The sequence below is a fragment of the Oxalicibacterium solurbis genome (assembly GCF_014635845.1).
Taxonomy (GTDB): Bacteria; Pseudomonadota; Gammaproteobacteria; order Burkholderiales; family Burkholderiaceae_D; genus Oxalicibacterium; species Oxalicibacterium solurbis.
On record NZ_BMDP01000003.1, the window covers coordinates 471,065 to 496,953 of the forward strand.

Here is a 25,889-nt window from a genome sequence, read left to right on the forward strand (position 1 = left end):
GGCACGGGTTCGGCGATGCAGCGGACTTGCCTGTTACTGCCTGATTAGATCTTGCCGACCAGGTCCAGCGACGGAGCCAGGGTCTTTTCGCCTTCTTTCCACTTGGCCGGGCACACTTCGTTCGGGTGGGCAGCCGTGTACTGTGCAGCTTTCAGCTTGCGCAGGGTTTCGGAAACGTCGCGAGCGATTTCATTCGAGTGGATTTCCAGGGTCTTGATGACACCGTCCGGATTGATGATGAACGTACCGCGCAGCGCCAGGCCTTCTTCCGGAATGTGCACGCCGAAAGCGTTGGTCAGCTGGTGCGTCGGATCGCCGACCAGCGGGAATTTCGCCTTGCCGACGGCCGGCGAGGTTTCATGCCAGACCTTGTGCGAGAAGTGCGTGTCGGTGGTGACGATGTAGACTTCGGTGCCCAGTTTCTGGAATTCGGCATAGCTGTCGGCCGCGTCTTCGACTTCAGTCGGGCAGTTGAACGTGAAGGCTGCCGGCATGAAGATCAGGACAGACCATTTGCCCTTCAGCGACTGTTCCGTGACTTCGATGAACTTGCCATTGTGGAAAGCCTGGGTCTTGAAGGGTTGGACTTGGGTATTGATAAGAGACATGTCGCTTTTCCTTTTGGGTTGGGTTGAAAAGTGGGTTAAAAAAGCATGAGTTCGAATGTTAGACAAATTCGACTCATTTGCATAATTGATTTATTTTAGAAAACCAATTTGTTTTCGCTATGGTAAAGGCGAAGCAGTAGCCAGTAACGAATTGACTATTATGCAGCCTTTTGAAGACATTGCCGTGACGGCTTCCTGCTGCGCCCATGCGGTTTCAACGTAGCTTCGATGAGACTTCAACGCTGCCGGACTGTTCCGCGCGGTTCTCCGGCCATCGGCCTACGTGAACGAGCCTGGACGATGCCCTTATAATGGCAAGCTTCCCGTAGCGAACCGCATGCGTGCGGTTTCTCTTTTTGCATTTCAATCAAGCTGTTGTCATGAATAATTCCCTTCCCGCTTCCCCGCCAGCCGGCATCAGCCCTGCCGAATGGCAGGTGCGCGTCGATCTGGCCGCCTGCTACCGTCTTTGCGCACTGAAGAATTGGGACGACCTGATTTACACGCATATCTCGGCCACGGTGCCGGGCGAGGAAGGTCGTTTCCTGATCAACCCGTTCGGCTGGCGTTTCGACGAGATCACCGCTTCCAGCCTGGTGAAGATCGACATCCACGGCAACATCATCGGCGACCAGAGCGCGCGTGTGAACGTGACAGGTTTTGCGATTCACGGCGCAGTGCATGCGGCGCGCAAGGATGCGATGTGCGTGATGCATCTGCATAACGAAAACGGTGTCGCCATCGGCATGCAAAAGGGCGGCCTGCTGCCGCTGTCGCAGCATGCGCTGCGTTTCTATGAGCAGATGGGTTATCACGATTACGAAGGGCTGGCGCTGTCGGCTGCCGAACAGACACGGCTGATCGAACGCCTGGGCGACTATCCGGCGATGCTGTTGCGCAATCACGGCACGCTGGTTTCCGGCCGTACCGTTGCGGAAGCCTATGTGCTGATGGATACGCTGGACAAGGCCTGCTCGTTCCAGCTGAAGGCACAATCGGGCGGCGGTCCGTTGAACATCCCATCGCCGGAAGTCTGCGCGAAGACGTACAAGGAACTGCTGGGCGATGGCTCGCCGGAAGGCGTACTGGAATGGCCGGCACTGCTGCACAAGCTGGATGCGATTTCGCCGTCGTATCGAGACTGACCGGCGATTGTTCGCACCCCGTACCGAATCATCATCAACCGAAAGGGAAAATCATGCCAACCATCAACGTTCAATTGTTCGAAGGCCGTACGCTGGAGCAGAAACGCGCATTCGTCAAAGCTGTCACCGAGGCGACGGTCGCCACGCTGGGTTCTTCGGCGGAATCGGTCGATATCCTGATCACCGAACTCAAGCGCGAGGACTGGGCCACCGGCGGCGTGCTGTGGTCGGAAAAGGAGTGAATTGACGGTCCGGCAATCGCTGCCGCCTGCTTTGCAAACCGCCGCCAATGCGTGCATTGTGCGGCGGTTTTTTATCGGCAGGCGTATCCTCGTTATGTGGGCCAGCGCACCGACGCATGACGGCTGCGGTGCGATGCTGGCACGCTGATAATGCACAGGAGGCTGCGATGACGCACGATCGCTCCAGAAAGAGCCGGCCCGACGATACCGAACGTGCTGCGCCGGTCACACCGGCAGCTGCCTCGCACGAAGAACATCTGCTCGACAAGGCGCTGGACGACACTTTCCCCGCCAGCGACCCGGTTGCGGAAGTGCCGGAGGAAGCCGCCGCACCGCCCGAGGAGCAGGCGCAGGAAAGCCTGCTCGATACGGCGCTTGAGATGAGTTTTCCCGCCAGCGATCCGATCTCGGTCGAAACCAGCATCACCCGCATCGAGCATGCCCCCGAGACGGCCAATGCGCATGACGATCACCAGAACAGCAACGAAGTCGAGGAATCCGAAAAGGCAGCGCAGCAGACGACACGGCATGCGCACCACCATCGCCGTTGAGACCGAGGCTGTTGCAGAAAATCCCTACTCTCTTCCAAGTTATTGAATTTGCGGCGGAAATTGACATTTCCGCCGTTTTTTCATGATAGTATTCGCGCCACGCTAGGGGTCCTGAAGAGCAATCTTCGGGTGAGATGAAACCCTTGAACCTGACCTGGATAATGCCAGCGTAGGAAAGCGCAAAGTCTTCGTCTTTATTCTTTCGGTCGTCCTTTGTCCTTCCTGCGCGCGTTTTCCGCAACGCGATGAGATTGACCGATATGTCCCGCTTCAATACTTCCCTGATCGCCGCTGCGATCGCCCAGGCCTGCGCCCTCGCGCCGGCATTCGCCCAGACCGTGCAGAACGATGACGCGCCGGAGAACGTGCTGCCTGCCGTCACCGTGATTGCCGCACCTGACGACGGCGGCAAGGCAGCGACGGCCAGCGTCGGCGGCTTCGGCGAAACGCCGTTGCTGGAAACGCCGGCTTCGGTCAGCGTCATCACACAGCAGCAGATGCAGGATCGCAACATCCGCTCGACGACGGCTGCCGTCGAAACCGACGCCAGCGTCAACGATGCATATAACGCGGTTGGCTATGCCGAACAGTTCTCGATTCGCGGTTTCACGCTGGAAAACGAAACCAGTTTCCGCAAGGACGGCCTGTCGTTCTCCGGCGCTTCGTCGGTGCCGCTGGAAAACAAGGAGCGCATCGAAATCCTGAAGGGCCTGTCCGGCCTGCAGGCCGGTGTGGCGACGCCGGGCGGCATCATCAACTACGTGACCAAGCGCCCGACCGAAACGCCGGTGCGCACGCTGACGACAGAATTCAGCGAACGTGGCACGGCCTATGGCGCGATCGATCTCGGCGGCATGTCGGAAGACAAGCGTTTCGGCTATCGCATTAACGCAGCGACCGAGACGATCAATTCGTATGTGAAGGGCGCGGACGGTAATCGCAATTTCGTTTCCGGCGCGTTCGACTGGCATCTGACGGATCGCGCATTGCTGCAACTGGATATGGATTACCAGCACAAGTCGCAGATTACGGCACCGGGGTATCAGTTGTTAGGCGGGACGGATGTGCCGTCGCATGTCGATCCTAAGCGGCTGCTTGGCGATGCGCCGTGGGTGACGCCGGTGACGGACGACACCAGCAACATCGGACTGCGTTTCAAGTACAACATCGACAACAACTGGCATGTGACGTTGGGTGCTAATCGTTATGAACTGAAGCGGGATGATCATTCGGCGTTCCCGTACGGTTGCGCTGCGCAATTGGGATGGGATCCTGGCTATTGTTCGAATGGCGATTACGATGTGTATGACTATCGCAGCGACGATCAACGCTATCGAATTGTCAGCACGCAGGTTTTGCTACAAGGTAAGGCACAGACCGGCACAATTGCACATGATCTGACTTTTGGTGCCGACACGATGCGTCGTCGTGATTCGTTTGGCGAGGAAGTATATGACTTCGTTGGCACCAATAACATTTACGACCCTCGATTGATTCCTTCTCGCAGCCCTAGAGAAAGTGGACCGGTATCCTTGCGTCGCAAGGATGACGAGCAGTCGTTCTTTGTGCAGGACATCCTGACGCTTTCTCAACGAGTCAAGCTGCATGCGGGTTTGCGTTATACGGAATTGAAGCGTGAGCAATTCGATGCAGCTGGTACGCAGACTTCCGATTACGATCGCAGCTATCTGTTGCCGAATATCGCATTGGTGGTAACACCACAACCGGGCATGTCGATTTACGGAGCCTATTCGCAAGGATTGCAGCATGGCGGTATTGCGCCGGAGGGAACGAGCAACGAGGACCAAATGCTGAACCCGAACAAGTCGCATCAAGTAGAAATCGGTTTCAAGCAGGACTTGAGCAATACCCTGAGTTTTACTGCTTCGTTGTTCCAGATCAAAGCGCCGCTGGAGTATGTTGATTATCGTAATTCCCCTACGGGTGAATTTGTCCAGAACGGTGATGCAGTCCACCGTGGCATTGAACTTGGCCTGACCGGTCGCGTCACGCGGCAGTTGCTGGCAGGTGTGAGCCTGACAGCACTGGATGCAAAACAGAAGAATACTGGCGATCCAGCATTGGACGACAAGCGTAACGTCAATGTGCCGAAACTGAAAACGGTGGCTTTCCTCGATTACGCTGTTGCCGACGTGCCGGGCCTGAACCTGAACACGACGCTGACCTATGCTGGTAGCAAGGCATTCGATACACAGAATGAAACCATCGTCGGCGGCTACAGTGTTGTCGATGCCGGTGCGCGTTACGCGACACGCATTGGCAATACGCCGGTCCGTTTCAATTTCACCGTATACAACGTATTCGACAAATTCTACTGGCGTGATGTAACGCAGGGATTGGGTGGTTACCTGTTCCCCGGCGCACCACGCACGTTCAAGCTGACGGCGCAGTTCGATTTCTGATTCGATTTCCGATTCACCTGATTGCATCGATGCCATGAACAGCCCGCTCGTCCTCTTCGGCTTCATCCACACCTCGTATTTCGAGATCGTCTCGTTCGGCCTCGCGATCACGATGGTGCTGCTGAACATTCGCCAGTCGCCGTGGGCGTGGCTGTTTTCGATTTCGGCGTCCGCGCTGTATTCGGTCGTTTTCTTCGAAGCCAAGCTGTATGGCGACATGTGCCTGTCGTTCTTCTTCATCGCGGTTTCGCTGTGGGGCTGGTACCAGTGGCTGTTCGGCGGCCGCGCGCATCACGGCATTGCCGTGTCGACGCTTTCGCGCGCGGGTATCGCATGGACGCTGGCGGCCTGGCTGACAGCCTGGCTGGTGATTTACCTGCTGCTGTCGCGCTTCACCGATAGCGATGTGCCGCGCATCGATGCCTTCCTGACGGGCGGCAGCCTGGTCGGGCAGTTCCTGCTGTCGCGCAAGAAGCTGGAAAACTGGCACATGTGGATCGTCATCGACACGATCTTCATCGGCCTCTACATTCACAAGCATCTGTATCTGACGGCGCTGCTGTATGCGCTGTTCGTCATCATGGCGACCTTCGGCCTGTTCGCGTGGAAAAAGGCGATGGCCGGACAACCTGCGGAAGAAGCCGTCACGGCATGACGAACGTCCGCCGCGTCGCCATCCTCGGCGCCGAATCCACCGGCAAGTCGACGCTGGCCGAAGCATTGGCGGCGCACTACGGCACGATATGGGTGCCGGAATATCTGCGCGAGTTTGTCGAAACCTACGGACGCACACCGCGTGCGGACGAACAGTTTCATATCGCTGCCACGCAGGTGGCACGAGAGGAGGCCGCGCGGGCGCAACTGCAGGATGGTCTGTTGTTCTGCGACACTACACCGTTGATGACAGCCGTCTACAGCTATCACTACTTCACCGCTCCAGACGCGGAACTGGCTGCACTCGCCGCCAGCCGCTGCTACAACTTCACACTGGTTGCCGCACCCACCAATCCATGGGTTGGTGACGGGTTGATGCGCGATGGCGATACGGTGCGACAAACCGTGCATCGGCTACTGATAGCTGCATTGCAGGAGGCCGGCATTCCCTATCTGCTAGTCGAAGGCGACGTCGCGCAGCGCGTACAGCAGGTGAGCCAGTATCTCTCACAAGCCCGCTGATATTCCAATATAACGATGCAGAGGGCGTCGTGTTGCCGATCCGATAAGTACGTTCTGATATGCGATCCACCGATTCTCGGCCGCGATTGCCGACGAAACGAAACAAGTGTGGCGACAAGAACAACTGTGTGGACAACGAAATAAGTGCGGTGGGAATTTTCCTACAAATGGTCGCGTGGAAATCCTATAGGGTGTGCTCTGGCGTTTCGTTACATTACCAGCCTGCAAGTCGTTTTAACAAAAATTAACGAACGTGCAGTGTGGCTACGTTTCGTCACCACACAGCACGGCTGATCTGGAGCACATGATGACGTACATCTTCAAGCTGATTTCCCTGTTGGGCGTGCTGGGTGGAATTGTCTGGTTTGCGATGGTGCCGGATTTTGCTGCTGTGTTTCTTGGTATCTTGTCGCTGGCCATCTTCATGATGACTTTCCTGCCGGTGGCGCCAGATGAGCCTGCTTGAAGCGTAATCACCATGAATACACCTATCCCGGCCAGGGAGATGATGGCCGTTTCGAAAAAATATGCAGAATAATGAAACAGACAGGAAAGGTCGGCGCTTGCAGGTGCTGCTGGTAGAGGACAACGTCGATGCGCTAGAAGGGCTGGTCGAGATGACGGGCTTTCTAGGACACGAAGCGCATGGTTGCACGTCTGCCGAAAATGCCCTGGCGATGCTGCAGACTCGGTCGTTCGATCTGATGATCACCGATATCGGCCTGCCGGGAATTTCCGGGCTGGAGCTGGCGCGTCGCGTGCGCGAACTGCAGTCGCTGGAAGTCACCGTCGCCAGCGGTTATGCGCGCGATGACGATGTGCCGCCTGATGTCGGCTGGCTGATGAAGCCGTTCGGCATCGATGAATACGCGGCATTGCTGGATCAGGCCGCCGCGTCCTGATCGTCGTGCGGCGTGTTGCCGCAATGACCTCCAATATCCATTTGACTGTTTTCTTTCGGGCAATGCATTCATTTAAACAAGCGATTTAATTCAATCAATCGTTTGATTTATGTGTTCTAATGGCGACCATGTGCTCCGCCAGAAAAACTCCCGTTCCTCGTTCACTGTCCGCTGCCGAATCCGATAGCGTATCCGGCAGCGTCCGCCATCGCGCCGACGGCGCCGAGGCGCGCAGCCGTCTGCTGCATGCGGCTCTCCATCTGTTTGCGGAAAAAGGCTTCAGCAAGACATCCACGCGCGATATCGCGCAGGCTGCCGGCGTCAATCTCGCCGCGATCAAGTACTACTTCGGCGACAAGGCCGGCCTGTACCGCGCCGTCTATACCGAACCCGTCAGCGGGCTGTGCCAGCCGCAGGCGCCGACGATGCGCGCCGATCTGCCGCTGCGCGAGGCGCTGACGATTTTCCTCGGCGATTTCGTGGCGCCACTGAAGCAAGACGAACTGCTGCAACTGTGCATTCGCCTGCATTACCGGGAAATGCTGGAACCGACCGGCCTGTGGCAGGAAGAAATCGACAGGGATATCAAGCCTTCGCATGCAGCGCTGGCAGGCGTGCTCGCGCATCAGATGGGTTTGAAGAAGCCGGATGACGATATTCACCGCCTGGCATTTTCCATCGTCGGCATGGTGCTGCAGATGTTCATCGCGCGCGACATCATCGATGCGATTCGCCCGTCGCTGATCGGCTCGCATGCCGCGGTCGACCTGTGGATAGAGCGGTTGATCGACTATGCGGAAGCAATGGTGCAGGCCGAGGCACGCCGCAGAAAAACCGCAGCGAGGACGAAATCATGAAGCCCCTTCGCCTTGCGTGCGGTATCGGCCTGCCATTATTGTTGTCGGCATGCGCATTGACGCCGCCACCGTCCGGCGTCGAAGCCGTCACGCCGTCGCAATGGCAGGCACCGACGCCGGGCGCGGCCGAAACGGCGAACGCCGCATCGCTGCCGCATCACGGCACATTGACCGACCTGTCGCAATGGTGGCAGCAGCAGAACGATCCCTTGCTGGTGGAATTGATCGATGCCGCCCAGGCTGCCAGTCCGACGGTGGCCGATGCCGTTTCCCGTATCGAACAGTCGCGCGCAAACAGCGTGTCGGCCGATGCGGCGCTGCTGCCCAAACTCGACGGCACGATCACGTCCAGCCGTACCAATATGCAACCGCCGTTGCCGCTGTCGACGATCACGCAGGCGGAACTGCAGCCGTCATGGGAAGCCGATCTGTTCGGCGGCAATCGTGATACCAGCCGCGCCGCGCTGGCGCGCCTGCGCGGCGCGCAGGCCAACTGGCACGATGCGCGCGTTTCGGTGGCGGCCGAAGTGGCGAATCGTTATTACAGCCTGCGCACCTGCAACAAGCTGGTGACGGTTACACAGGAAGATGCCGATTCGCGCGAGGAAACCGCGCGCCTGTCCGATCTGAGCGCGAAAGCGGGATTCCAGGCGCCGGCTACGGCAGCACTGGCGCGTGCAAGCGCTGCGGAAGCCCGCGGCCGCTTGACGCAACAGTACGCCTCTTGTGATCTGGACGTGAAGGCGCTGGTGCAGTTGACGGCGATGGATGAGGCGACCTTGCGCAACAAGATGGCCGCATCGACGCCACCGCCGACGCAGCCGATTGTGATTGACAGTCTGCCGGCGCGTGTGCTGCTGCAGCGCCCTGACGTGTTCATTGCGGAACAGGAAGTGGCGGCAGCCAGTGCCGAAGTCGGTAATGCGCAGGCGGCACGCTATCCTCGGCTGACATTGAGCGGTTCGATAGGTGCAGCGCGTTATCACTCCGCCGGCGTCACGACCGATCTGCAGACGTGGTCGATCGGACCGATCACGCTGTCGCTGCCCTTGTTCGATGGCGGTGCGCGCGCCGCCAATGTCGATGCCAGCGAAGCGCGTTACGACTCGGCCGTCAGCGCCTATCGCGGCACGGTGCGTCAGGCGGTGCGCGAAGTGGAGGAGGCACTGGTCAATTTGCAGAGCACGTCGTCGCGCAGTAAAGATGCGCGTGCCGCCGTCGAAGGTTATCGCGCCGCCTACGAAGGTGCGGAAAGCCTGTATCGCAACGGCATGGCCAATCTGCTCGATCTGGAGGATTCGCGTCGCTTGCGGCTCGCTTCCGAACTGAATGCCGTGACGCTGGAGCGCGAACGCATGTCCGCATGGATTTCACTGTATCGCGCTGCCGGTGGTGGCTGGCGCAATCCAGACGCCGGGCGTACCGCTTCCGCCACGGCTATTCGACCAACCTCATCCGATTCCGAATGAATCCTTTCATGAAACGTGTGAACAAGAAAACCGCCATCATCGGCATCGGCGCGTTGCTCATCCTGGCCGTCGCGCTGACCTTGCTGTTCAGGTCTGCCGGACACGACAAGCAGGAAGAAGCGCCGCGGCCGGCATTGACCGTCACGACTGCCATGCCGACGCAGGAAAGCCTGCCGATCCGCCTGCATGCCAACGGCACCGTGTTCGCCTGGCAGGAAGCGATCATCGGCAGCGAATCGAACGGTCTGCAGTTGACCGAGGTGCGCGTCAACGTCGGCGACAAGGTGCGCCGCGGCCAAGTGCTGGCGACTTTCTCCACCGCGACCACGCAGGCCGATGTGCTGCAGGCGCGCGCAGCCTTGCTGGAAGCCGAGGCGAATGCCGCCGACGCGCGCAACAATGCCGAACGTGCGCGTACGTTGCAGAGCACCGGTGCGCTGAGTACGCAACAGATCAATCAATATCTGACAACCGATCAGACGGCGAAAGCAAAAGCAGAAGCAGCGAAAGCGATCTTGCAGGCGCAGGAAGTGCGACTGGCGCAAACGCGCGTGCTGGCACCGGATGACGGCGTGATCTCCGCGCGCAGCGCCACCGTTGGCGCGGTCGTCGGTGCCGGCACCGAACTGTTCCGCATGATTCGTCAGGGACGGCTCGAATGGCGCGCCGAAGTGACGTCCGAGGAACTCGGTAAGCTGGCGCCCGGCGCGATGGCGACGATCACCGCCGCCAACGGCACCGAAACGACGGGCAAGGTGCGCATGATTGCGCCAACCGTCGATACGCAGAACCGCGTGGCACTGGTCTACGTCGATCTGCTGCAGCCGGAAACGAAGGCGGCACCACCAGTGCGCGCCGGCATGTTCGCCAGCGGCTATTTCGCGCTCGGTACGTCGAACGCCATCACGGTGCCGCAGCAATGCGTGGTGGTGCGTGACGGCTTCAGCTATGTGTTCGCCTTGAATGCCGATCATCGCGTCACGCAGCTGAAGATTCAGCCGGGCCGTCGTCTCGGCGACCGCATCGAGGTCGTCAGCGGCATTGCGCCGGATGCGTTGCTGGTTGCCAGCGGCGCAGGCTTCCTGAATGACGGCGATTTCGTCAACGTCGTGCAGGATGCGCCTGCATCTGCAGTGGCAACTGCTTCTGCAACTGTTTCGGCCGCACCGGCACAGGAGCGCAAGTGAATTTCTCCGCGCTATCGATCCGGAATCCGATTCCGGCCATCGTGCTGTTCTTCCTGATCAGCCTGGCCGGGCTGATGGCATTCAAGATGAATGCCGTGCAGGATTTTCCCGATATCGAACTGCCGGTCGTCACGGTGACGGCCAGTCTGCCCGGCACTGCGCCGGCGCAGCTGGAAACCGAGGTCGCGCGCAAGCTGGAAGATTCGATTGCCACGCTGCAGGGCATCAAGAACATGTACACGCGCGTGCTCGACGGCGTGGTGACGATCACGATCGAATTCGTGCTCGAAAAGAATCTGTCGGATGCCGTCAACGAAACGCGTGATGCCGTCTCGCTGGTGCGTGCCGACCTGCCGGCCGATCTGCGCGATCCGGCCGTGACGAAAATCTCCACAGCGGGGCGTGTCGTGATGACGTTTACCGCATCCGCCGCGCCGGGCAGCCATCTCGATGAGCAGGAATTGAGCTGGTTCGTCGACAACGTCGTCGCCAAGCGTCTACTCAGCGTGCCGGGTGTCGGTTCGGTCAAGCGAGTTGGCGGCGTCGATCGCGAAGTGCGCATCGAACTGGACAATGCGCGGATGACGGCACTGGGCGTTTCCGCGCTTGATGTGTCGCGACAGTTGCGGCTGGTACAGCAGGAGGCGCCGGGCGGGCGCGGCGACGTCAGCGGCGCCGAACAGGCGGTGCGCACGATCGCCACCGTGCAGACGGCAGCCGATCTGGCACGCATGGATATTCCGCTGACCGATGGACGCCATGTGCGGCTGGATCAGGTTGCCACCGTTTCCGACACTATTGCCGAACGCCGCGCGACAGCCACGCAGGATGGCCGGACGGTCGTCGGCTTCGAGATTTTCCGTACCAAGGGCGCCAGCGAAGTGACGGTTGCCGAAGGCGCGCGCGAGGCGGTGAACGAGTTGCAGACGGCGCACGCAAATATCGTCTTCAAGCAGGCGATCGACAATGCGCAACCGGTCGAGGAAAACTTCGACGGTTCGATGGAGCTGCTTTACGAAGGCGCAATTCTCGCGGTGCTGGTGGTCTGGTGGTTCCTGCGCAACTGGCGCGCCACCATCGTCGCCGCTGCCGCCTTGCCGCTGTCGGTGATTCCGACTTTCCTCGGCCTGTACTGGTTCGGCTACACGCTCAATACGGTGACGCTGCTGTCGCTGGCACTGGTGGTCGGCGTGCTGGTGGATGACGCCATCGTCGAGATCGAAAACATCGAACGCCATCTCGGCATGGGCAAGACGCCGATGCAGGCCGCACTGGAAGCGGCCGACGAGATCGGCATGGCGGTGATCGCCACTACCTTCGCGCTGGTGTCGGTGTTCCTGCCGACGGCCTTCATGGCCGGCATTCCGGGCCTGTTCTTCAAGCAGTTCGGCTGGGCGGCGGTGCTGGCGATCCTCGCATCGCTGGTCGTTGCGCGGCTGCTGACGCCGATGATGGCCGCCTATCTGCTGAAGCCGAGCACGAAGCACGAGACCGAAGACGGCTGGCTGATGTGCAAGTATCTGGAAACGATGCGCTGGTGCGTGCGTCACCGCCTGACGACGGCGATCGCGGCCGGCGTGTTCTTCATCTGTTCGATCCTGCTGACGGGTTTGCTGCCGACCGGCTTCGTGCCGCCCGCCGATCGCGCGCAAACGCAGATCACGATCGAACTGCCGCCGGGCAGCACGCTGGCGGAAACTTCGGCACTGACCGAGCGTGTGCGCCAGGCGATCGCGGCCGACAAGAACATCACCAGCGTCTTCAGCTCGATCGGCGGCGGCTCCAGCGGCGATGCTTTTTCGCCGGGCGCAGCAGCCGAGGTGCGGCGCGCGGTGATGACGATCACGACCACGCATCGCGGCGATCGTCATGAAACGATGTCGGATATCGACAATCGCATCCGCGCCAATATCGCCAACATTCCCGGTGCGCGTTTCACGGTCGGCCCGCCGGATACCGGTGTCAAGATGCAGCTGGTTCTGCGCAGCGACGATCCGGTGGCGCTGTCGGATGCGGCAAAGAAAGTCGAGCGCGAACTGCGTACCTTGCGCGGCATCGGCAACGTCACTTCCAGCGCATCGCTGGTGCGCCCGGAAATCGTGGTGCGGCCGGATGCGGCACGCGCCGCCGATCTGGGCGTGACGGCGGCCAGCATCGGCGAGACGGTGCGTGTGGCGACGTCCGGCGATTACGAACAGAACCTGCCGAAGCTGAACCTGTCCGAACGCCAGGTGCCGATCCTGGTCAAACTGCCGGACGGCGTGCGCGCCGACCTGTCGGCCATCGAACGACTGACGGTGCCGGGGCGCAACGGTCCGGTGATGCTGGGCACGGTCGCATCGGTGACGATGGAAAGCGGCCCGGCACAGATCGATCGCCTGAACCGCAGCCGCAACGTGACGCTGGACGTCGAACTGGGATCGCGTTCGCTGGGCGAACTGAATGCGGAAGCGCGTGCGTTGCCGTCCATGCGTAATCTGCCGCCGTCGGTGAAGATTGCCGAACTGGGCGATGCGCAGGAAATGCTGCTGCTGTTCCAGAGTTTCGGACTGGCGATGCTGATCGGTGTGCTGTGCATCTACAGCGTGCTGGTGCTGCTGTTCAAGGATTTCATGCAGCCGATCACGATTCTGGCGGCATTGCCGCTGTCGATCGGCGGCGCGTTCGTCGCGCTGCTGATTACGCATAGCGCCTTGTCGATGCCGTCGATGATCGGCCTGATCATGCTGATGGGTATCGTGACGAAGAACTCGATCCTGCTGGTCGATTACGCAATCCTCGCGCGCGAGCGCGGCATGAACCGTTTCGATGCGCTGGTCGATGCCTGCCACAAGCGCAGCCGGCCTATCATCATGACGACGATCGCGATGGGCGCCGGCATGCTGCCGCTGGCATTGGGCCTGGGTGCCGATCCGAGCTTCCGTTCGCCGATGGCGATCACGGTGATCGGCGGGCTGATTACATCGACACTGTTGAGCTTGCTGGTGGTGCCGGCCGTGTTCACCTATATCGACGATCTGGAACAATGGCTGAAGAAGACGCTGCGCCGGATGCGCGGTCAGAATGTCGAAGAAGACAGCCAACAGCCGCCGGCCGGTTTGCTGCCTGCCGCAAAGCCGGAAGAAATCTGAGCGAAGAAACCGAATGCAGGAAAGCTGAACAAGGAAAAAACGCATGAACCGTCCCTTGCTGTCGCCCGAAAAAATCAGTCCATCGCTTCTTGAATCCATGGCCGCTTACCATCGTCAGACGATAGAGGAAGTCGCTGCCGCCATCGCGGCGCACCGCATCGTCGTCGTCGGCATGGCGCAGAATCCCTTCGTGAAGAAGGCGCGTCATGCGCTGGAAAAGGCGGGCGCGGATTTTCGTTATCTGGAATACGGCAGCTATCTGTCGATGTGGAAGCCGCGCCTGGCGATCAAGATGTGGAGCGGCTGGCCGACTTTTCCGCAGGTGTTTGTCGATGGTGTGCTGATCGGCGGCTATGCGGAAACCGTGGCGGCGGTCGCCGACGGCCGCATTCCATTGCGTCAGGAGTGACGATGGATATGCCGCTGGATTTTCCCGATGTTGCGCGGCCGTTGGATCTGCGGATATTGTCGTTGCCAGGGCCGTTGACGATTACGGTGCTGGCGCCGCATCCCGACGATTTCGATGCAGTCGCTGTCACGCTGCGGCATTTTCATCTGCGCGGCGACACGATCCACCTTGCCGTGTTGACGACCGGTGCCAGCGGCGTCGAGGACGGTTATGCCGGCGCGACGACGGATGAGCAGAAAGCGGCACTACGTGAAGGCGAACAGACCGCCAGTTGCGCTTTTTTCGGCCTGCCATTGGACCGGCTGACCTTCCTGCGCCTGCCGCCGGACGACAAGGGAAATCCGCGGCTGGACGAGGGCAATCAGGCGCGAATACGCGATTATCTCGCCGCGCGCCGTCCCGATCTGGTCTTCATGCCGCATGGCAACGACAGCAACGTCACGCATCAGCGTACCTATGCATTGTTCCGCGCCGCGATGCTGGCCGAGAAGTGGTCGGCGTGGGCCTTCCTGAACAAAGACGCAAAAACGGTTACGATGCGCACCGACCTCTGCATGCCGTTCGACGGCGAAGCGGCAGCGTGGAAGGCGGAACTGCTGCGGCTGCATGGTTCGCAGCATCAGCGCAACCTGAATACGCGCGGCAAGGGATTCGACGAACGGGTACTGGACCTGAACCGCAAGGATGGCACTGCACTGCAGATGCCGCATCAGACGCCATATGCGGAAATTTTCGAACTGGAAAAGTTCGGTTGAAGAAGAAAGAGAATTGCATGGTTTGCGACCACAGGAAAGTACTGGAACTGGCGAAAGCCGGCGATTGGGAAGAAGCGCACAAGATGGTGCAGGTACATGGCGACGAATTGTCCTGCCAGATCCACGGTTATCTGCACCGCGTAGAAGGCGATCTCGGCAATGCGCGCTACTGGTACAGCCGCGGCAACAGCACGTTGCCGGGTAATACGCTGGATGAGGAATTCGCGCGGCTGGTCGCGCGTCTGTAACGTGGGTACTGCTGTATTTCGGTTGCGGTAACATGGGTGATCTAACGGTAGTATTGTCATTGCCTAGAACGAAAAGGAATGCGCTGTCTAAGCCTTCCCAATTTCCATAATCCTTACAAGATCGCGTTTTGAATTCACCGCATTCGCAACATATCGTCGGCATCCTTCTCGCCGCCGGCCGGGGCCTTCGCTTCGATCCGGAAGAAACCAAAAACAAGCTGCTGCAATACACGCCCGGAGGCGAAAAAGTGGTGGTGGCGTCAGCCAAGACGATGCTGACCGTTTTTTCGGAAGTAGTCGCAGTCGTGCGTAAAGAGGATGTGGTTGCCGCATCGTTGCGTGCGCTCGGCTGTACGGTGGCGGTTTGCGATGAAGCCGATCGCGGCATGGGCGTGTCGCTGGCGTGCGCATTGCAGCATGCCACCGATGCATCGGGATGGGTGATCGCGCTGGGTGACATGCCTTACGTGCAGCCGGATACTGTGGCGGCGTTGCGCGATGCATTGATGCAAGGTTCGGACGTCGCGGTGCCGGTGCGCAGCGGCCGGCGCGGCAATCCGGTCGGCTTCGGCCGCAGGTTGCTGCCTGAGTTACTGCAGGTCGAAGGCGACCAGGGCGCGCGTGCGCTGTTGCATGCGCATCCGTGGACGGCGGTCGAAGTCGACGATGCCGGCATTCACCAGGATATCGACAGCCCTGCCGATCTGGAATAACGCACGATCAGGCCGTGCCTCAAATCGATCTGTCAGGCTGCGCTGCCGGCACGGCAGACAGCAGTCAGGTCCAGCGATTTTTCGTAGTACTTCGACTTGATCTGCAACATGCCCAGCAAGGTGTGGAACAGATTGTCCTGGCTGATCGCATCGCCGGCATGCTTTTCCAGACAATTCTGGCTGACGCCGAAGCTATGGGCGAAACCTTGCGACATCCACATCATCATCGGCACATGTGTCTGTTCCTTCGGCGCGATCGAATACGGCATGCCGTGCAGGAAGATGCCGTGTTCTCCCAGCGATTCGCCATGGTCGGACAGATACAGCATCGCCGTATCGTAATTCGTCTGCTTCTTCAGATAGGCAATCGTCTTTGCCAGGAAGTGATCCGTATACAGCACGCCGTTGTCGTAGGTGTTGACGATCTGTTGCTGCGAGCATTTGCTGAGGTCTGCCGTATCGCAGGTCGGCGTGAAGACGCGCATCGCGGACGGATAGCGGCGATAGTAGGCGGGGCCGTGATTGCCGAGCTGGTGCAGCACGACGAACAGATTGCCTTCCTTGGTCTTGTGGATTTCGTCATCCATTCCTTCCAGCATGATTTCGTCGAGGCAGCGTTCGCCGTCGCATAGCGCCGGATCCTTGTGACTGTCGAAGAACTGCTGGCCGAGGCCGTCGCAGACGCCCTTGCAGCCGGACTGGTTGTCGCGCCAGACGGTATTGATGCCGACGTGATTGATGATGTGCAGCAGCGATTCGTGACGGCGGATTGCCTTTTCATCGTAGTTGCGGCGGCCATAGGTCGAGAACATGCAGGGCACCGAGACTTCGGTATTGGTGCCGCACGACGTGACATGCGGGAAATTCAATACACCGAGATTGCTCAGTTCCGGCGTCGTCTGGCGCGCATAGCCGTTCATGCCCCAGTTGTCGCCGCGCGTGGTTTCGCCGACTACGAGAACGAACAGCATCGGCCGGCTGCGTGACGCCCATCCGGCTCCCAGTTTGGCATCTTCGCTGATCGGGATTTTCGGGCCGGCCGTTTCTGTATCGGCCGTCACCACGCGCGCCAGCGACACCAGGTAATTGCTTGGCGTGATCAGGTAGCGCATTTCCTTCTGGTTGCGCATCAATGACGAAAAATCCTGGAAAACCAGCAGAATGGCGCCGACCGCCAGCAGCAAGGCGCCGGCAATGGACAGCAGCCGTATCGTCAATGCGCGTCGCCACGGCGTGCGGCGTAACTGCAGGCGCCAGACCAGTATCGACGGCAGTACGCCGAATACCAGCATGTGCAGGCAGAAATTCAGCGAAAGCAGTTCGCCCGCTTCCTTGACGTCGGTACGCAGCACGTTCCTCACCATGTCGCTGTTGAAGAAGACCGTGTACTTGTTCATGTAGTAGGTGGCGGCTGCGGTCGTCATCAGCAGCACGATCAACACGGGTTTGGCGCTCCAGCGATTCATGACGGCCATCAGGGCAGCGCTCTGGAAGGCGGTGATGGCGATGAAGATCGCAGCGGCAAACAGCCAGCTGCCCGGCTGGTTCCAGTGTCGGTGTGCGGTGGCAGCGGAAAAGAACAGGCTGTTCGACGCCAGCGAAAAAAACAGGCTGACGAGCAGCGCCAATTGTTCGATGCCGAGCAAAGGCCGGCGATCGAGCAGGCGGGCAATGGTGCGGCTGCCGAGCGCGGTGTCGGCAGAGCCGACGGCAGGAGTAGTTTTCAAGGCGAGTACCGGCTTTGTGATGGGAAGCCGGTACGCTATCGAGCGCGCCGTTAAGCGGCTGTTAAGGTGATTATGGGGTTGGCGGGGTTACGCTTTTTCGCGTTGCCGGGCAGGCAAGAATGCCGAAGAAGAATCAGACCAGAGGCGGAAAGGTCAGTATGAAGCGGCTGCCGCCGGCTTCCGGCACTTCATGCCTGATCTGCCAGCCGAGATGATCGACCACGCGCTTGACGATGGCCAGGCCGAGGCCGGAGCCGACATATTGCGCGTCGTGCCCGCGCACGAAACGTTCGAACAAGCGGGCACGTACATTTTCCGGCAGGCCGGGGCCGTTATCCTCGACGGTCAGCTGATGTGACGTCAGGTGGATATTGACGGTTCCCTCTTCCGTGTATTGGCATGCATTGCGTATCAGATTGCCGATGGCAATGCCGGCCAGTTCCGCGCGGGTCTGTACCCAGACTTCGTCGGCGCTGCCGCGCAGGTTCAATTGCAGCGGTTTGTCGCTGAACAACTGGCGATAGCGTTCGATCTCGCGTTCGACCAGATGCGTCAGAGAAACCGGTGCGCTGCCAAGTACGGACGAGGATTGCGACATCAGCAGCAGTGCCCCGACGCGTTCGGAGGCTTCTTCCGCGACGCGCCGTATGCGTTCGGCCACGTCGCGGTTTTCCGGCGATTGCGCGAGGCGCACTTCCAGCAACTCGGCTGCGCCCAGCATGATGGTCAGCGGCGTGCGCAGTTCATGGCTGACGTCGCCGGTAAACAGTTTTTCATCGGCGAGGAATCGTTGCAATTCTTCGGTGCGCGAGGCAAAGGCGCGTGCCAGCGTGCCGATCTCGTTGCGCAGTTCCAGTGCCGGCAGCCTGGATGGCGGATCGTCGCGCTCGACGGCTTTTGCGAGTGCGGTCAGCGGCGAGACGATGCGATGCGCGATGAAGAGGCCGAGCGCAAGCGCAAGTGCGAGACTGGCGATGAAGCCGATGCCCAGCGCCGTGAAAATGACTTTCTCGGTGATGGCGAAATCGCTGGTGTCGTCGATCACGGCAAAGGTATCGTCGCCGATCTTGCGGATGCAGACCGTGTATTCGCGGTTGCCGATGTGTTTTTCATGCACGCCGGGACGCAGATGGCGAAAGCGCTCGGGGATCTCGTCGTTGACGTAGAAATTGTCTTCGACCGTCGACAGCAGTTCATGCCGGTGATACTGGTCGATCAGTTGGGTGGTGACCTTTTCCAGCCGTTCGTCGACCAGCTGTTTCTCGGAAACCTCGATCGCCATGCGGCCGGTGATCGAAAAGAACACGCACAGCAGGAAGGTGAACAGCACAAATGCGCCGATCAGACGGCGGCCTACCGAATGATGACGTTTTTTCATGGCTGCTGGTCCTCGCTGTCCACCAGCCGGTAGCCGCTGCCGGGCAAGGTGCGCAGCATGGGTGTGACGAAGGGGCGATCCAGCGCCTGGCGCAGCGCGTGAATGTGTGTGCGCAGCGCATCGCTGTCAGGCGGATTGTCGCCCCAGATTTCACGCAACAGTACATCGCGCGGCATGATCGCGGGGGCGCGGCGCATCAGGGCTTCCAGCAGTTTGTAGCCGGTCGGCGTCAATGTCAGCTTGCGGCCGGCACGCGTGACTTCGCCGCAGCTGAGGTCGTAACGCAGTTCGCCGAATTCGAGGATGTGTTCGACATTTTCGTTGCGCGCGCGCCGTACCAGCGCCTTCAGGCGCGCTTCCAGTTCGACCAGCGAAAACGGCTTGACCAGATAGTCGTCGGCGCCGACTTCGAAACCGACGAGCTTGTCCTTGACGGTATCGCGTGCCGTCAGCATCAGGATCGGTGTGGCGATACGGCGCTCGCGGCGCAGCTTGCGGCAGACTTCGACACCATCCAGCCCGGGCAATTCGAGATCGAGCACGATGATGTCGTAAGGCGAAGCGGAGGCGAGCTCGACCGCCGAGGTGCCGGTGGTCGCCACATCCAGCGTATAGCCGAGCGGTTCCAGAAAGCCGTACAGGTTGGCGACGATATCGGGATTGTCTTCGATGATGAGGACGTACACGGTGGTTCCGCGAAGTGGCGAGCGTTATTCGATGGGCGTGAAGCGTTGCACGATGCGTCCTTCGTGCGAGATCTTTTCGAAGAAGACCTTTTCGGGGCGTGTCCAGAACGAACCGTCGGCGGCCGTGTAGACGATCATTACCGTCTCCGGATCGGATTCGAGCTTGGCGGCGCAGACGAAATTGTAGATGCCGCCCTTGTAGTGTCTGAATTGCATGGCAGGGTCGTGATGGAAGCGACGGCAGGATGCACGCCACATGCGACGTCATTGTATGCGAGCAGCGCGGTCATGGCATGCGCAGATGCAATTGGGGGTACGGTTCTGTCGCAATGGTGGCAGAACCGTACCCCCGAAAATCCAGAAAAGGAAATGCTGTGTAATTAATTTGCAGTTATGCGGCGTTCACGCCTTGTCGATCTGTTTGACGCTGGTAATCGCGTAACCTTTGGCGGCAATCTGTTCGAACGGCGCGTCGATTGGGTAGCCGTCCAGATGTTTTGCGTCGTCATTCACATCCATGCCGCGATCGATCAACTCCCAGTCCGTATTGATGACTTCCCCGGGAATCATTTTTCCTTCGGGGACGGCGAGGTAGGAAAAATGTCCGGCGTGTTCTGCCCTTCTGTAGATATCGACGCGCATGGCGATCCCTTCGCAAAAGATGTGGAGGAAATTTTGTGACCGCGCTGCCGTGTAAAGGTTGCTAAATAAAGTTTGCTGAAGAGTTGCCAAAGGCCGATCTTGTCGCGAACCGTTCGCGTATGGGAGAAACGGCCGTCAAAGCCATTTCGCCAGGTGAAACTTCCGGTTTTGCCGAAAGAAGCGGCTTTTTTCCAACAAAATGCCCGATTTTGTGTGGCAGAAGGTTGTATTTTGGCAAGCAAATTGCCATGAACATGGTACTCTGGCCCTTCGTTGCACCGGGCGGGTGCAAGCCGAAGGCTCCGATTAAGGGGAGGAATGTCATGTTGAAATATGATTTTTCGGTCAAGACGCGCGAAGGCCAGCGCCTTGAGAGCATTGTGATTGGCGGTCGCGATCGCGAGGAAGCCGAACGCAAGTTGCGACAGATGTATCGTCACTGCGAAGTGCTGCGATGCGATATCAAGGGAAGCGTGCAGCGTCCCGGCCTGGCTCATTCGGTCGACGATATCCTGTCACTGATTTCGCGCTGACGTCGCGGAACGGATGAAACCATCCGCCAGCAATTCGTCCAGTAGTGTGTCGTAATCCTGCGCGCCCCGGCTGCTGGGTGCATGTTCGAAGATCGTCTTGTTGAACGCCGGGCTCTCCGCCAGGCTGACGTTTTCCGCGATGCGCGAGCGACACACATCCGCGCCGAATTTTTCTTCCAGCACCTTCAATACTTCCCACGCCATGCCGCGGCGGCCGTCGAAACGCGTCAGCAGATAGCGTCGATTGACGCGGCGTTTCAATACAGGCTCCAGCGCATTCAGGGTTTTCTCGATCTGCATCGCGCCCTTGGCCGATAGATGATCGGCGGAAACCGGCACGATCAGGCAGTCGCACGCGAAGATCGCATTGAGCGACAGCACGCCGACCAGCGGGCAGCAATCGATCATCACGGGGCTGTTTGCCTCGCCGAATTTTTCCGCGCGCAGTGTTGCATTGAGTTTGTTGACGACGTCATAACCCTTGCCGAATAGCGTATCGATCTTCGACAGTTCGAGATGGGCGGGGATGATATCGATGCCGTTGGTCGGCGATGTGCGAACCAGTTCGCGCAACGGGCGATTGCGCTGAAACAGGCTCAGGATGGTGTCGTCGCCGGCATTGGCCGGCACGCCGGCGATGGCGCTCAGATGCGCTTGCGGATCGAGATCGATGCCGACCGGCCGGCAACCGCGGCGTGCCAGTGCGGCGGCAATGTTCAATGCGGTCGTCGTCTTGCCGACGCCGCCTTTCTGGTTGAACACGGTAACGATCGTCATGACAATTCCGGATGGCGCAGTTTCACGATAGTAACATTGCCTGTGCGCAGGAATCGTGTCGCGCGGCTCAGGAGATGCGTTTCGCTCTCCCTTTTCCTTTCCCGGCGTACCAGATGCACAATCGGCGCCAGCCGATGACAGTGCCTGTGACGCACATCGCCAGGCCGCCGAGACTGAGGAGGATCAGCACGATGTCGCGCCATGGTTTTGCGTGCAGCATCGGCGGCAGATCCCAGCTGTGCAGGAAGTTGAACAGCCATCGCCCTGTGCGTTGCGCACGATCCAGGCTCAGCGCAACATCGCCGGTCGATGGATCGAGATAAACGACGGTCGCATGCGGATCGTCGAAGCGCACGCGCCATACCGGCAATCGCCGCTCGACAGCACCCATCATGGCTTCCGGCTGGCGTGCATAGTAATAATCGTCATGATGTGTCAGTTCGCGATGCGATCGTATTGGTGCGGATAGCAGCCGCGTGGCTGCATGCAGCAAGGTATCGCCGCTCCACTGGTTACGAACGGCAAAGCCGTCGCCGTCGTGCATGATCAATCGGGTATCGGCGGCGGCATTGCGCGCGAGCATATAGGGCTGGCCGTCGAGGATGCGCCAGCTGATCTCCACTGGCTGGAAGCCGGTACGCTGCAACAGCGTGATGGCTTGCGTGGGTTCCAGCGGCAGTCGTTCTGCAATGGCATCGCCGTTGCGCCATGCTGCGAGATCGGGTTTCTGTCCGCGTGCATCGAATATGCCGAGCGGGTTCATCGACATCAGCCCGCTGAAAATCCAGGTGAAGATGATTGCCGCGAACAGCAATCCGAGCAGATGGTGCCAGTGCAGCCAGGATTCGCGATAGGGCGAATGACTGCCGGATTTGTAGCGGTTGCTGAAACGCCAGCGCCAGATGCCGACGATCGTACCGCTGATTGCCGTGATGGTACCGAGGGCCGACAGCACGATGACGATCCAGCTCCATCCCGGATCGACGGGGCGGTCGCGGAAATAATAGAGCCAGTGCAGCCAGGCGCCGACGTAATTCCACGCACGCTGCGCCAGCGGCGCATCCAGCACCACTTCGCCGGTGGCTGACGACAGATACAGGCGCGTGCGATCGGGATCTTCCATTTGCACGATGTGCAGCGGCCGGTGTGCATCGAGTGCGCGGCTGTGCGTCCAGCGATCCTCATCAACGGTACCGATCTCATGCCCTGGCGTGTGCGACAGAAAGGCCTGCGCCGACGCCAGCACTTGCGGCGTGTCGATGTCGATTTTGATGCCCGTGCGCGCATCGATGGCGACGATGCGTCCGTCGCGCAGTTGCAGCCGATAGATGATGTGCTTGCCGACGGTGGTCAGCGTAGCTTCCTTCACCGGCGATTTGGCCGCAGCCAATGCCTGCTGCAGAGGGACGCAGCAGTTTTCCGCCTGCAATGCCGGCAGCACACGCAGTCTTTCCCACGGCGTCATTTTCGGATAGCCGACGAACAGCATCACGATGCCGCTGACGAACCAAAGCGCCATCAGCACGCAGGCCGCCACGCCCATCCAGCGATGAACCAGATAGAGCAGACGGCGTGCGCGGCTTGCGGCGGACATGCTCAGAAGCGGTGCTGCAGTGTCAGTTCGAAACGCCGGTCGGCACCGACCAGCCATTGCGTGCTGTTGTAGTACGCAGTGGTGTAGTAGCGTTTGTCGAACACGTTGAAGCCGTGCAGCGTGAGCGTGGTGTTGGATGCCATATCCCAGCGCAAGGCCATGTCCGCGGTCGTGTACGACGGCAGTTTCAATGTATTGGCATTATCGGCATAGCGCTTGCCGACGTAACGCAGGCCGGCGCTGGCGGTCCATTGCGGCTGGAATTTCCAGCTCAGCCAGACGTTGGCCAGACGTTCGGGTACGTTGGTGGGGACATTGCCGTCACGTGACGTCGCCACGCCGCCAACCGATTCCGTGAAATCGTCGAATTGCGCATGCAGGATCGATGCATTGGCGTCGAGTTGCCAGTTACGCGCGAATGCCAGCGACAGCGTGCCTTCGATGCCGCGCGACGATTGCTGGCCGACCTGTATCTTTTGATTCGGGCTGTCCGGATCGGCTGCCAGCAGGTTGTTCTTGCGGATACCGTACAGTGCCAGCGTCCATTCGCCCTTGCCTTGTGCAAACGCATTTTTCACACCGACTTCCAGCTGCTTGCCGGTGGACAGATCGAAGCGGCTGTTCGCCTGGCTGATCATCAGCAAGCCGCCGACGGAATCGGCCGCTTCCGAATACTGCGCATAGAACGACAGGTCCGGACGCGGTGCAAAGACGGTGCCGAGCCGCCAGCTGACATTGGAATAGTTCTGATCGAATTCCTCGACGTCGGTTTGCAGGTTGCGGCGGGTGACGTTCGCATGGTCGTAGCGCAGTCCGGCGACGACCGACCATTGATCGTTCAATTCGAGCCGATCTTCACCGAAGACGGCATACGATTGCGCGTTGTTGCGGTAGGCCGGGGCGAAAGGATTGTCGCTGACGAAAGAGCCGGGAATCGGATTGAGCGGATCGACTGATACGGGATCGGGCGTGCCTTCATAGCCGTTGTTCGTGTGCTTGAAAGTGCTGGCGCTCACGTTGAATCCGACGGAAACCTGATTCTTCATGCCGAACAGCTTGCCGCGGAAAGTCGCATCCGTCGTGTTGCCGACCTCGGACTGGTCATGCCGAATGTTGGTATCGCCGCTGCGATCAATCAGTCCGCTTGCGGGATCGAAATCGTAGTACTCCGCATTGCGCCAGTAACGATGGCTGTCGATCTGGTACAGCTTGCTGCGCACCGTTACATCGGCGTTCGGCATCCACTGCGCGGCGAGTTCCGTGCGGCGGTCGGTGAAGTCGATGCGGCTGTCCTCGACGTTGTAGTTCTTGTCGCGCAACGACGAGAGCTGCCTGCCGTCGATCAATGGCGTGCCGAAATAGCGCATCGGATGCTGGCGGCCTTCCGCATGGCTCAGTTGCAGGCTGAATTCCGGCGAGACGTCCAGACGGATTGCACCGGAAAAAGTCAGATCGCGCGAATCGCCGCGATCGATCCAGCCGTCGCTGCGGTTGCCGCCGATGTCGAAGCGATAGGAGAGTTTGTCGTTGATGGCGCCGCCGCTGCCGAAGCCGAGACGTTGCGTGTTCTCGCTGCCGATGGTGGCGGAAACTTCATTTTGTATCGGTCCGCGCGTTGGCTTTTTCGGAATCACGTTGACTACGCCGCCAATGGCGCCGTTGCCGTAGATGACGGAAGCCGGTCCACGCAATGCCTCAATCCGTTCGACTGACCATGTGTCGAATGGAAAAGTGATGCCGACGCCGCCGAATTGTCGCGTGCCGTCATACAGCCGCGTGATCGAATTCGCATCGGTGAAGCCGCGTGAAGAAATCGAACTGTTGCCATTGCCGGGATGCGCCATGCCGCTGAAGCCGGCAGCGCGCGTGATGGCGTCGACGAGGTTGGCATCGCCGCGTTCGTCAAGCTGGGATCGATCGATGATCTCGACGCTGGCGGGTGTCTGCAACATCGTCATATCCAGATTCGAGCCGGTCGAGACGGGCGCTTTCAGGCTGCCGCTGCTGGAGGTGACGGAAATGGCCGGCAATACCGGCGTGTCGTCGTCGGCGATTGCAGGCTGGGCGGCCAATGCGGCAAGGAGCACGCCGGAGGCGCAGCTTGAGGTTGTCCTGATGAGGTGGACGGTATGAGGGAAACGCGTATTCATTGTTCTTCCTGACGGTGGAGAGGATGGCGCGATGCGCCGGCGATGACCGTGGGGAAGCAATGCATGGCGTCGAACCGGGACGCGCGCAGGCGCGACCGGAAACACCGGCATTGCTCAGGAAAGAACGGGCGGTGCGCGGGGCTGCGCTGCTGTCCATGCGAACAGCGGATGCGAAGCCTGATAGAAGAGAAGAGGAACGACAGAGGTGCCGGCAACGACAGGCAGCACGAAATCGGCAGGCGGCATGCCGGCCGCGACGGCATGGTTCAGGCAGAACGGGCAGTGTTCGAAGTGCAGGCTTTTGTGGCCGGAGGACGGTGCGGATGGCTTGCCGCCGTCAACCTGCACCAGCTTTGCACCTTCGACGGTACAGATTTCCATCCAGCCGTTTGGCGTGCCTTTGGCGGCAGCGACAGCATGCGAAATCGACGGCGCGAGCGACGCCAGCAGGATCGCACAGAAGGCGATCCAGGCAGTCATCCGGTGCATCGATTTCGTCATGTTCATTGTGATGAACGTATCCTTCTTCGGGATGGAATCGCGGTACTTGCGTAACGTATCGCGGCGTATTATAGGCATGCTCTGT

General features: G+C 59.8%; 27 protein-coding genes and 1 riboswitch. Of the genes, 17 read left to right on the forward strand and 10 right to left on the reverse strand.

Annotated features, from left to right (window positions below; genetic code table 11):
* Nucleotides 1-44: 44 nt before the first annotated feature.
* Entirely contained in the window at nucleotides 45-608 is a 564-nt protein-coding gene (gene ahpC, locus IEV40_RS12150; protein WP_188422038.1) for an alkyl hydroperoxide reductase subunit C, read from the reverse strand.
* Nucleotides 609-988: 380 nt separating this feature from the next.
* Between ahpC and IEV40_RS12155 the strand changes: the two genes are divergently transcribed.
* The 16 genes from IEV40_RS12155 (at nucleotide 989) to IEV40_RS12230 (ending at nucleotide 15,816) form a co-directional block, all read left to right on the forward strand.
* The gene (locus tag IEV40_RS12155) at nucleotides 989-1,753 is read left to right on the forward strand and encodes a class II aldolase/adducin family protein (protein ID WP_188422040.1); all 765 of its coding nucleotides are present in this window, start codon (nucleotides 989-991) and stop codon (nucleotides 1,751-1,753) included.
* A gap of 53 nt (nucleotides 1,754-1,806) precedes the next feature.
* On the forward strand, nucleotides 1,807-1,995 hold the full coding sequence (locus IEV40_RS12160; protein ID WP_188422042.1) for a 4-oxalocrotonate tautomerase: 189 nt from the start codon (nucleotides 1,807-1,809) through the stop codon (nucleotides 1,993-1,995).
* A 167-nt stretch (nucleotides 1,996-2,162) separates the two neighbouring features.
* A complete protein-coding gene (locus IEV40_RS12165; RefSeq protein WP_188422044.1) occupies nucleotides 2,163-2,546 on the forward strand; it encodes a hypothetical protein in 384 nt (127 codons plus the stop codon).
* 94 nt (nucleotides 2,547-2,640) lie between these two features.
* A riboswitch (TPP riboswitch) is annotated at nucleotides 2,641-2,739 on the forward strand.
* A gap of 52 nt (nucleotides 2,740-2,791) precedes the next feature.
* Nucleotides 2,792-4,969 (forward strand): TonB-dependent siderophore receptor, encoded by a 2,178-nt coding sequence (locus tag IEV40_RS12170; protein WP_371870056.1) that lies wholly within the window; start codon nucleotides 2,792-2,794, stop codon nucleotides 4,967-4,969.
* A 34-nt stretch (nucleotides 4,970-5,003) separates the two neighbouring features.
* The gene (pnuC, locus tag IEV40_RS12175) at nucleotides 5,004-5,624 is read left to right on the forward strand and encodes a nicotinamide riboside transporter PnuC (RefSeq protein WP_188422047.1); all 621 of its coding nucleotides are present in this window, start codon (nucleotides 5,004-5,006) and stop codon (nucleotides 5,622-5,624) included.
* Nucleotides 5,621-6,145: an AAA family ATPase gene (locus IEV40_RS12180; protein ID WP_188422049.1), complete on the forward strand. Its 525-nt coding sequence runs from the start codon at nucleotides 5,621-5,623 to the stop codon at nucleotides 6,143-6,145. The genes pnuC and IEV40_RS12180 overlap by 4 nt, the downstream gene beginning before the upstream one ends.
* A gap of 304 nt (nucleotides 6,146-6,449) precedes the next feature.
* On the forward strand, nucleotides 6,450-6,611 hold the full coding sequence (locus tag IEV40_RS12185) for a hypothetical protein (RefSeq protein WP_188422051.1): 162 nt from the start codon (nucleotides 6,450-6,452) through the stop codon (nucleotides 6,609-6,611).
* A gap of 61 nt (nucleotides 6,612-6,672) precedes the next feature.
* Entirely contained in the window at nucleotides 6,673-7,047 is a 375-nt protein-coding gene (locus tag IEV40_RS12190) for a response regulator (RefSeq protein ID WP_188422053.1), read from the forward strand.
* Between the two features lie 119 nt (nucleotides 7,048-7,166).
* On the forward strand, nucleotides 7,167-7,904 hold the full coding sequence (locus IEV40_RS12195; protein ID WP_188422055.1) for a DUF1956 domain-containing protein: 738 nt from the start codon (nucleotides 7,167-7,169) through the stop codon (nucleotides 7,902-7,904).
* Nucleotides 7,901-9,373 (forward strand): efflux transporter outer membrane subunit, encoded by a 1,473-nt coding sequence (locus IEV40_RS12200; protein WP_188422057.1) that lies wholly within the window; start codon nucleotides 7,901-7,903, stop codon nucleotides 9,371-9,373. The genes IEV40_RS12195 and IEV40_RS12200 overlap by 4 nt, the downstream gene beginning before the upstream one ends.
* Nucleotides 9,374-9,381: 8 nt before the next feature.
* A complete protein-coding gene (locus IEV40_RS12205; RefSeq protein ID WP_188422059.1) occupies nucleotides 9,382-10,560 on the forward strand; it encodes an efflux RND transporter periplasmic adaptor subunit in 1,179 nt (392 codons plus the stop codon).
* Nucleotides 10,557-13,691, forward strand: a complete 3,135-nt coding sequence (locus IEV40_RS12210) for an efflux RND transporter permease subunit (protein WP_188422061.1) — start codon at nucleotides 10,557-10,559, stop codon at nucleotides 13,689-13,691. Before IEV40_RS12205 ends, IEV40_RS12210 begins: the two co-directional genes overlap by 4 nt.
* A gap of 43 nt (nucleotides 13,692-13,734) precedes the next feature.
* Complete coding sequence (locus IEV40_RS12215; RefSeq protein ID WP_188422063.1) at nucleotides 13,735-14,100, forward strand: glutaredoxin domain-containing protein; 366 nt, start codon at nucleotides 13,735-13,737, stop codon at nucleotides 14,098-14,100.
* Between the two features lie 2 nt (nucleotides 14,101-14,102).
* Entirely contained in the window at nucleotides 14,103-14,855 is a 753-nt protein-coding gene (locus tag IEV40_RS12220; protein WP_229724091.1) for a PIG-L deacetylase family protein, read from the forward strand.
* A 17-nt stretch (nucleotides 14,856-14,872) separates the two neighbouring features.
* On the forward strand, nucleotides 14,873-15,103 hold the full coding sequence (locus IEV40_RS12225; RefSeq protein ID WP_188422065.1) for a hypothetical protein: 231 nt from the start codon (nucleotides 14,873-14,875) through the stop codon (nucleotides 15,101-15,103).
* A gap of 128 nt (nucleotides 15,104-15,231) precedes the next feature.
* Nucleotides 15,232-15,816: a nucleotidyltransferase family protein gene (locus IEV40_RS12230; protein ID WP_188422067.1), complete on the forward strand. Its 585-nt coding sequence runs from the start codon at nucleotides 15,232-15,234 to the stop codon at nucleotides 15,814-15,816.
* Between the two features lie 32 nt (nucleotides 15,817-15,848).
* Here the strand turns inward: IEV40_RS12230 and IEV40_RS12235 are convergent, their stop codons facing one another.
* The 5 genes from IEV40_RS12235 to IEV40_RS12255 form a co-directional block, all read right to left on the reverse strand.
* Nucleotides 15,849-17,543: a phosphoethanolamine transferase gene (locus IEV40_RS12235; RefSeq protein WP_229724092.1), complete on the reverse strand. Its 1,695-nt coding sequence runs from the start codon at nucleotides 17,541-17,543 to the stop codon at nucleotides 15,849-15,851.
* Nucleotides 17,544-17,676: 133 nt separating this feature from the next.
* Nucleotides 17,677-18,921 carry a sensor histidine kinase gene (locus tag IEV40_RS12240; protein ID WP_188422068.1) on the reverse strand — a complete coding sequence of 415 codons (1,245 nt, stop codon included), beginning with the start codon at nucleotides 18,919-18,921 and terminating at the stop codon, nucleotides 17,677-17,679.
* Nucleotides 18,918-19,607 carry a response regulator transcription factor gene (locus IEV40_RS12245; protein ID WP_188422070.1) on the reverse strand — a complete coding sequence of 230 codons (690 nt, stop codon included), beginning with the start codon at nucleotides 19,605-19,607 and terminating at the stop codon, nucleotides 18,918-18,920. The genes IEV40_RS12240 and IEV40_RS12245 overlap by 4 nt, the downstream gene beginning before the upstream one ends.
* 24 nt (nucleotides 19,608-19,631) lie before the next feature.
* Nucleotides 19,632-19,823 (reverse strand): DUF1653 domain-containing protein, encoded by a 192-nt coding sequence (locus IEV40_RS12250; protein ID WP_188422072.1) that lies wholly within the window; start codon nucleotides 19,821-19,823, stop codon nucleotides 19,632-19,634.
* A 186-nt stretch (nucleotides 19,824-20,009) separates the two neighbouring features.
* Nucleotides 20,010-20,249 (reverse strand): DUF6139 family protein, encoded by a 240-nt coding sequence (locus tag IEV40_RS12255; RefSeq protein ID WP_188422074.1) that lies wholly within the window; start codon nucleotides 20,247-20,249, stop codon nucleotides 20,010-20,012.
* Between the two features lie 83 nt (nucleotides 20,250-20,332).
* Between IEV40_RS12255 and IEV40_RS14680 the strand changes: the two genes are divergently transcribed.
* Nucleotides 20,333-20,782, forward strand: coding sequence for a hypothetical protein (locus IEV40_RS14680; protein WP_229724093.1), 450 nt, complete (start codon nucleotides 20,333-20,335; stop codon nucleotides 20,780-20,782).
* Here IEV40_RS14680 and IEV40_RS12265 read toward each other — a convergent pair.
* The 4 genes from IEV40_RS12265 to IEV40_RS12280 form a co-directional block, all read right to left on the reverse strand.
* The gene (locus IEV40_RS12265) at nucleotides 20,765-21,559 is read right to left on the reverse strand and encodes a ParA family protein (RefSeq protein WP_188422076.1); all 795 of its coding nucleotides are present in this window, start codon (nucleotides 21,557-21,559) and stop codon (nucleotides 20,765-20,767) included. The genes IEV40_RS14680 and IEV40_RS12265 overlap by 18 nt on opposite strands.
* A 67-nt stretch (nucleotides 21,560-21,626) precedes the next feature.
* Complete coding sequence (locus tag IEV40_RS12270) at nucleotides 21,627-23,153, reverse strand: PepSY domain-containing protein (RefSeq protein ID WP_188422078.1); 1,527 nt, start codon at nucleotides 23,151-23,153, stop codon at nucleotides 21,627-21,629.
* 2 nt (nucleotides 23,154-23,155) lie between these two features.
* The gene (locus IEV40_RS12275) at nucleotides 23,156-25,303 is read right to left on the reverse strand and encodes a TonB-dependent receptor (RefSeq protein WP_188422081.1); all 2,148 of its coding nucleotides are present in this window, start codon (nucleotides 25,301-25,303) and stop codon (nucleotides 23,156-23,158) included.
* Between the two features lie 114 nt (nucleotides 25,304-25,417).
* A complete protein-coding gene (locus IEV40_RS12280) occupies nucleotides 25,418-25,882 on the reverse strand; it encodes a DUF2946 domain-containing protein (RefSeq protein WP_229724094.1) in 465 nt (154 codons plus the stop codon).
* Between the last annotated feature and the right edge of the window lie 7 nt (nucleotides 25,883-25,889).

Excerpts from the sequence above, each read along its gene's own strand:
- IEV40_RS12270 (WP_188422078.1), bottom strand. The coding sequence starts at position 23,153 with ATGTCCGCCGCAAGCCGCGCACGCCGTCTGCTCTATCTGGTTCATCGC.
- IEV40_RS12250 (WP_188422072.1), bottom strand. The coding sequence starts at position 19,823 with ATGCAATTCAGACACTACAAGGGCGGCATCTACAATTTCGTCTGCGCC.
- IEV40_RS12275 (WP_188422081.1), bottom strand. The coding sequence starts at position 25,303 with ATGAATACGCGTTTCCCTCATACCGTCCACCTCATCAGGACAACCTCA.
- IEV40_RS12180 (WP_188422049.1), top strand. The coding sequence starts at position 5,621 with ATGACGAACGTCCGCCGCGTCGCCATCCTCGGCGCCGAATCCACCGGC.
- IEV40_RS12185 (WP_188422051.1), top strand. The coding sequence starts at position 6,450 with ATGATGACGTACATCTTCAAGCTGATTTCCCTGTTGGGCGTGCTGGGT.
- IEV40_RS12160 (WP_188422042.1), top strand. The coding sequence starts at position 1,807 with ATGCCAACCATCAACGTTCAATTGTTCGAAGGCCGTACGCTGGAGCAG.
- IEV40_RS12155 (WP_188422040.1), top strand. The coding sequence starts at position 989 with ATGAATAATTCCCTTCCCGCTTCCCCGCCAGCCGGCATCAGCCCTGCC.
- IEV40_RS12190 (WP_188422053.1), top strand. The coding sequence starts at position 6,673 with ATGCAGAATAATGAAACAGACAGGAAAGGTCGGCGCTTGCAGGTGCTG.
- IEV40_RS12215 (WP_188422063.1), top strand. The coding sequence starts at position 13,735 with ATGAACCGTCCCTTGCTGTCGCCCGAAAAAATCAGTCCATCGCTTCTT.
- IEV40_RS12195 (WP_188422055.1), top strand. The coding sequence starts at position 7,167 with ATGGCGACCATGTGCTCCGCCAGAAAAACTCCCGTTCCTCGTTCACTG.
- IEV40_RS12170 (WP_371870056.1), top strand. The coding sequence starts at position 2,792 with ATGAGATTGACCGATATGTCCCGCTTCAATACTTCCCTGATCGCCGCT.
- IEV40_RS12255 (WP_188422074.1), bottom strand. The coding sequence starts at position 20,249 with ATGCGCGTCGATATCTACAGAAGGGCAGAACACGCCGGACATTTTTCC.
- IEV40_RS12225 (WP_188422065.1), top strand. The coding sequence starts at position 14,873 with ATGGTTTGCGACCACAGGAAAGTACTGGAACTGGCGAAAGCCGGCGAT.
- IEV40_RS12265 (WP_188422076.1), bottom strand. The coding sequence starts at position 21,559 with ATGACGATCGTTACCGTGTTCAACCAGAAAGGCGGCGTCGGCAAGACG.
- IEV40_RS12240 (WP_188422068.1), bottom strand. The coding sequence starts at position 18,921 with ATGAAAAAACGTCATCATTCGGTAGGCCGCCGTCTGATCGGCGCATTT.
- IEV40_RS12200 (WP_188422057.1), top strand. The coding sequence starts at position 7,901 with ATGAAGCCCCTTCGCCTTGCGTGCGGTATCGGCCTGCCATTATTGTTG.
- IEV40_RS12280 (WP_229724094.1), bottom strand. The coding sequence starts at position 25,882 with ATGCCTATAATACGCCGCGATACGTTACGCAAGTACCGCGATTCCATC.
- ahpC (WP_188422038.1), bottom strand. The coding sequence starts at position 608 with ATGTCTCTTATCAATACCCAAGTCCAACCCTTCAAGACCCAGGCTTTC.
- IEV40_RS12205 (WP_188422059.1), top strand. The coding sequence starts at position 9,382 with ATGAAACGTGTGAACAAGAAAACCGCCATCATCGGCATCGGCGCGTTG.
- pnuC (WP_188422047.1), top strand. The coding sequence starts at position 5,004 with ATGAACAGCCCGCTCGTCCTCTTCGGCTTCATCCACACCTCGTATTTC.
- IEV40_RS12220 (WP_229724091.1), top strand. The coding sequence starts at position 14,103 with ATGGATATGCCGCTGGATTTTCCCGATGTTGCGCGGCCGTTGGATCTG.
- IEV40_RS12165 (WP_188422044.1), top strand. The coding sequence starts at position 2,163 with ATGACGCACGATCGCTCCAGAAAGAGCCGGCCCGACGATACCGAACGT.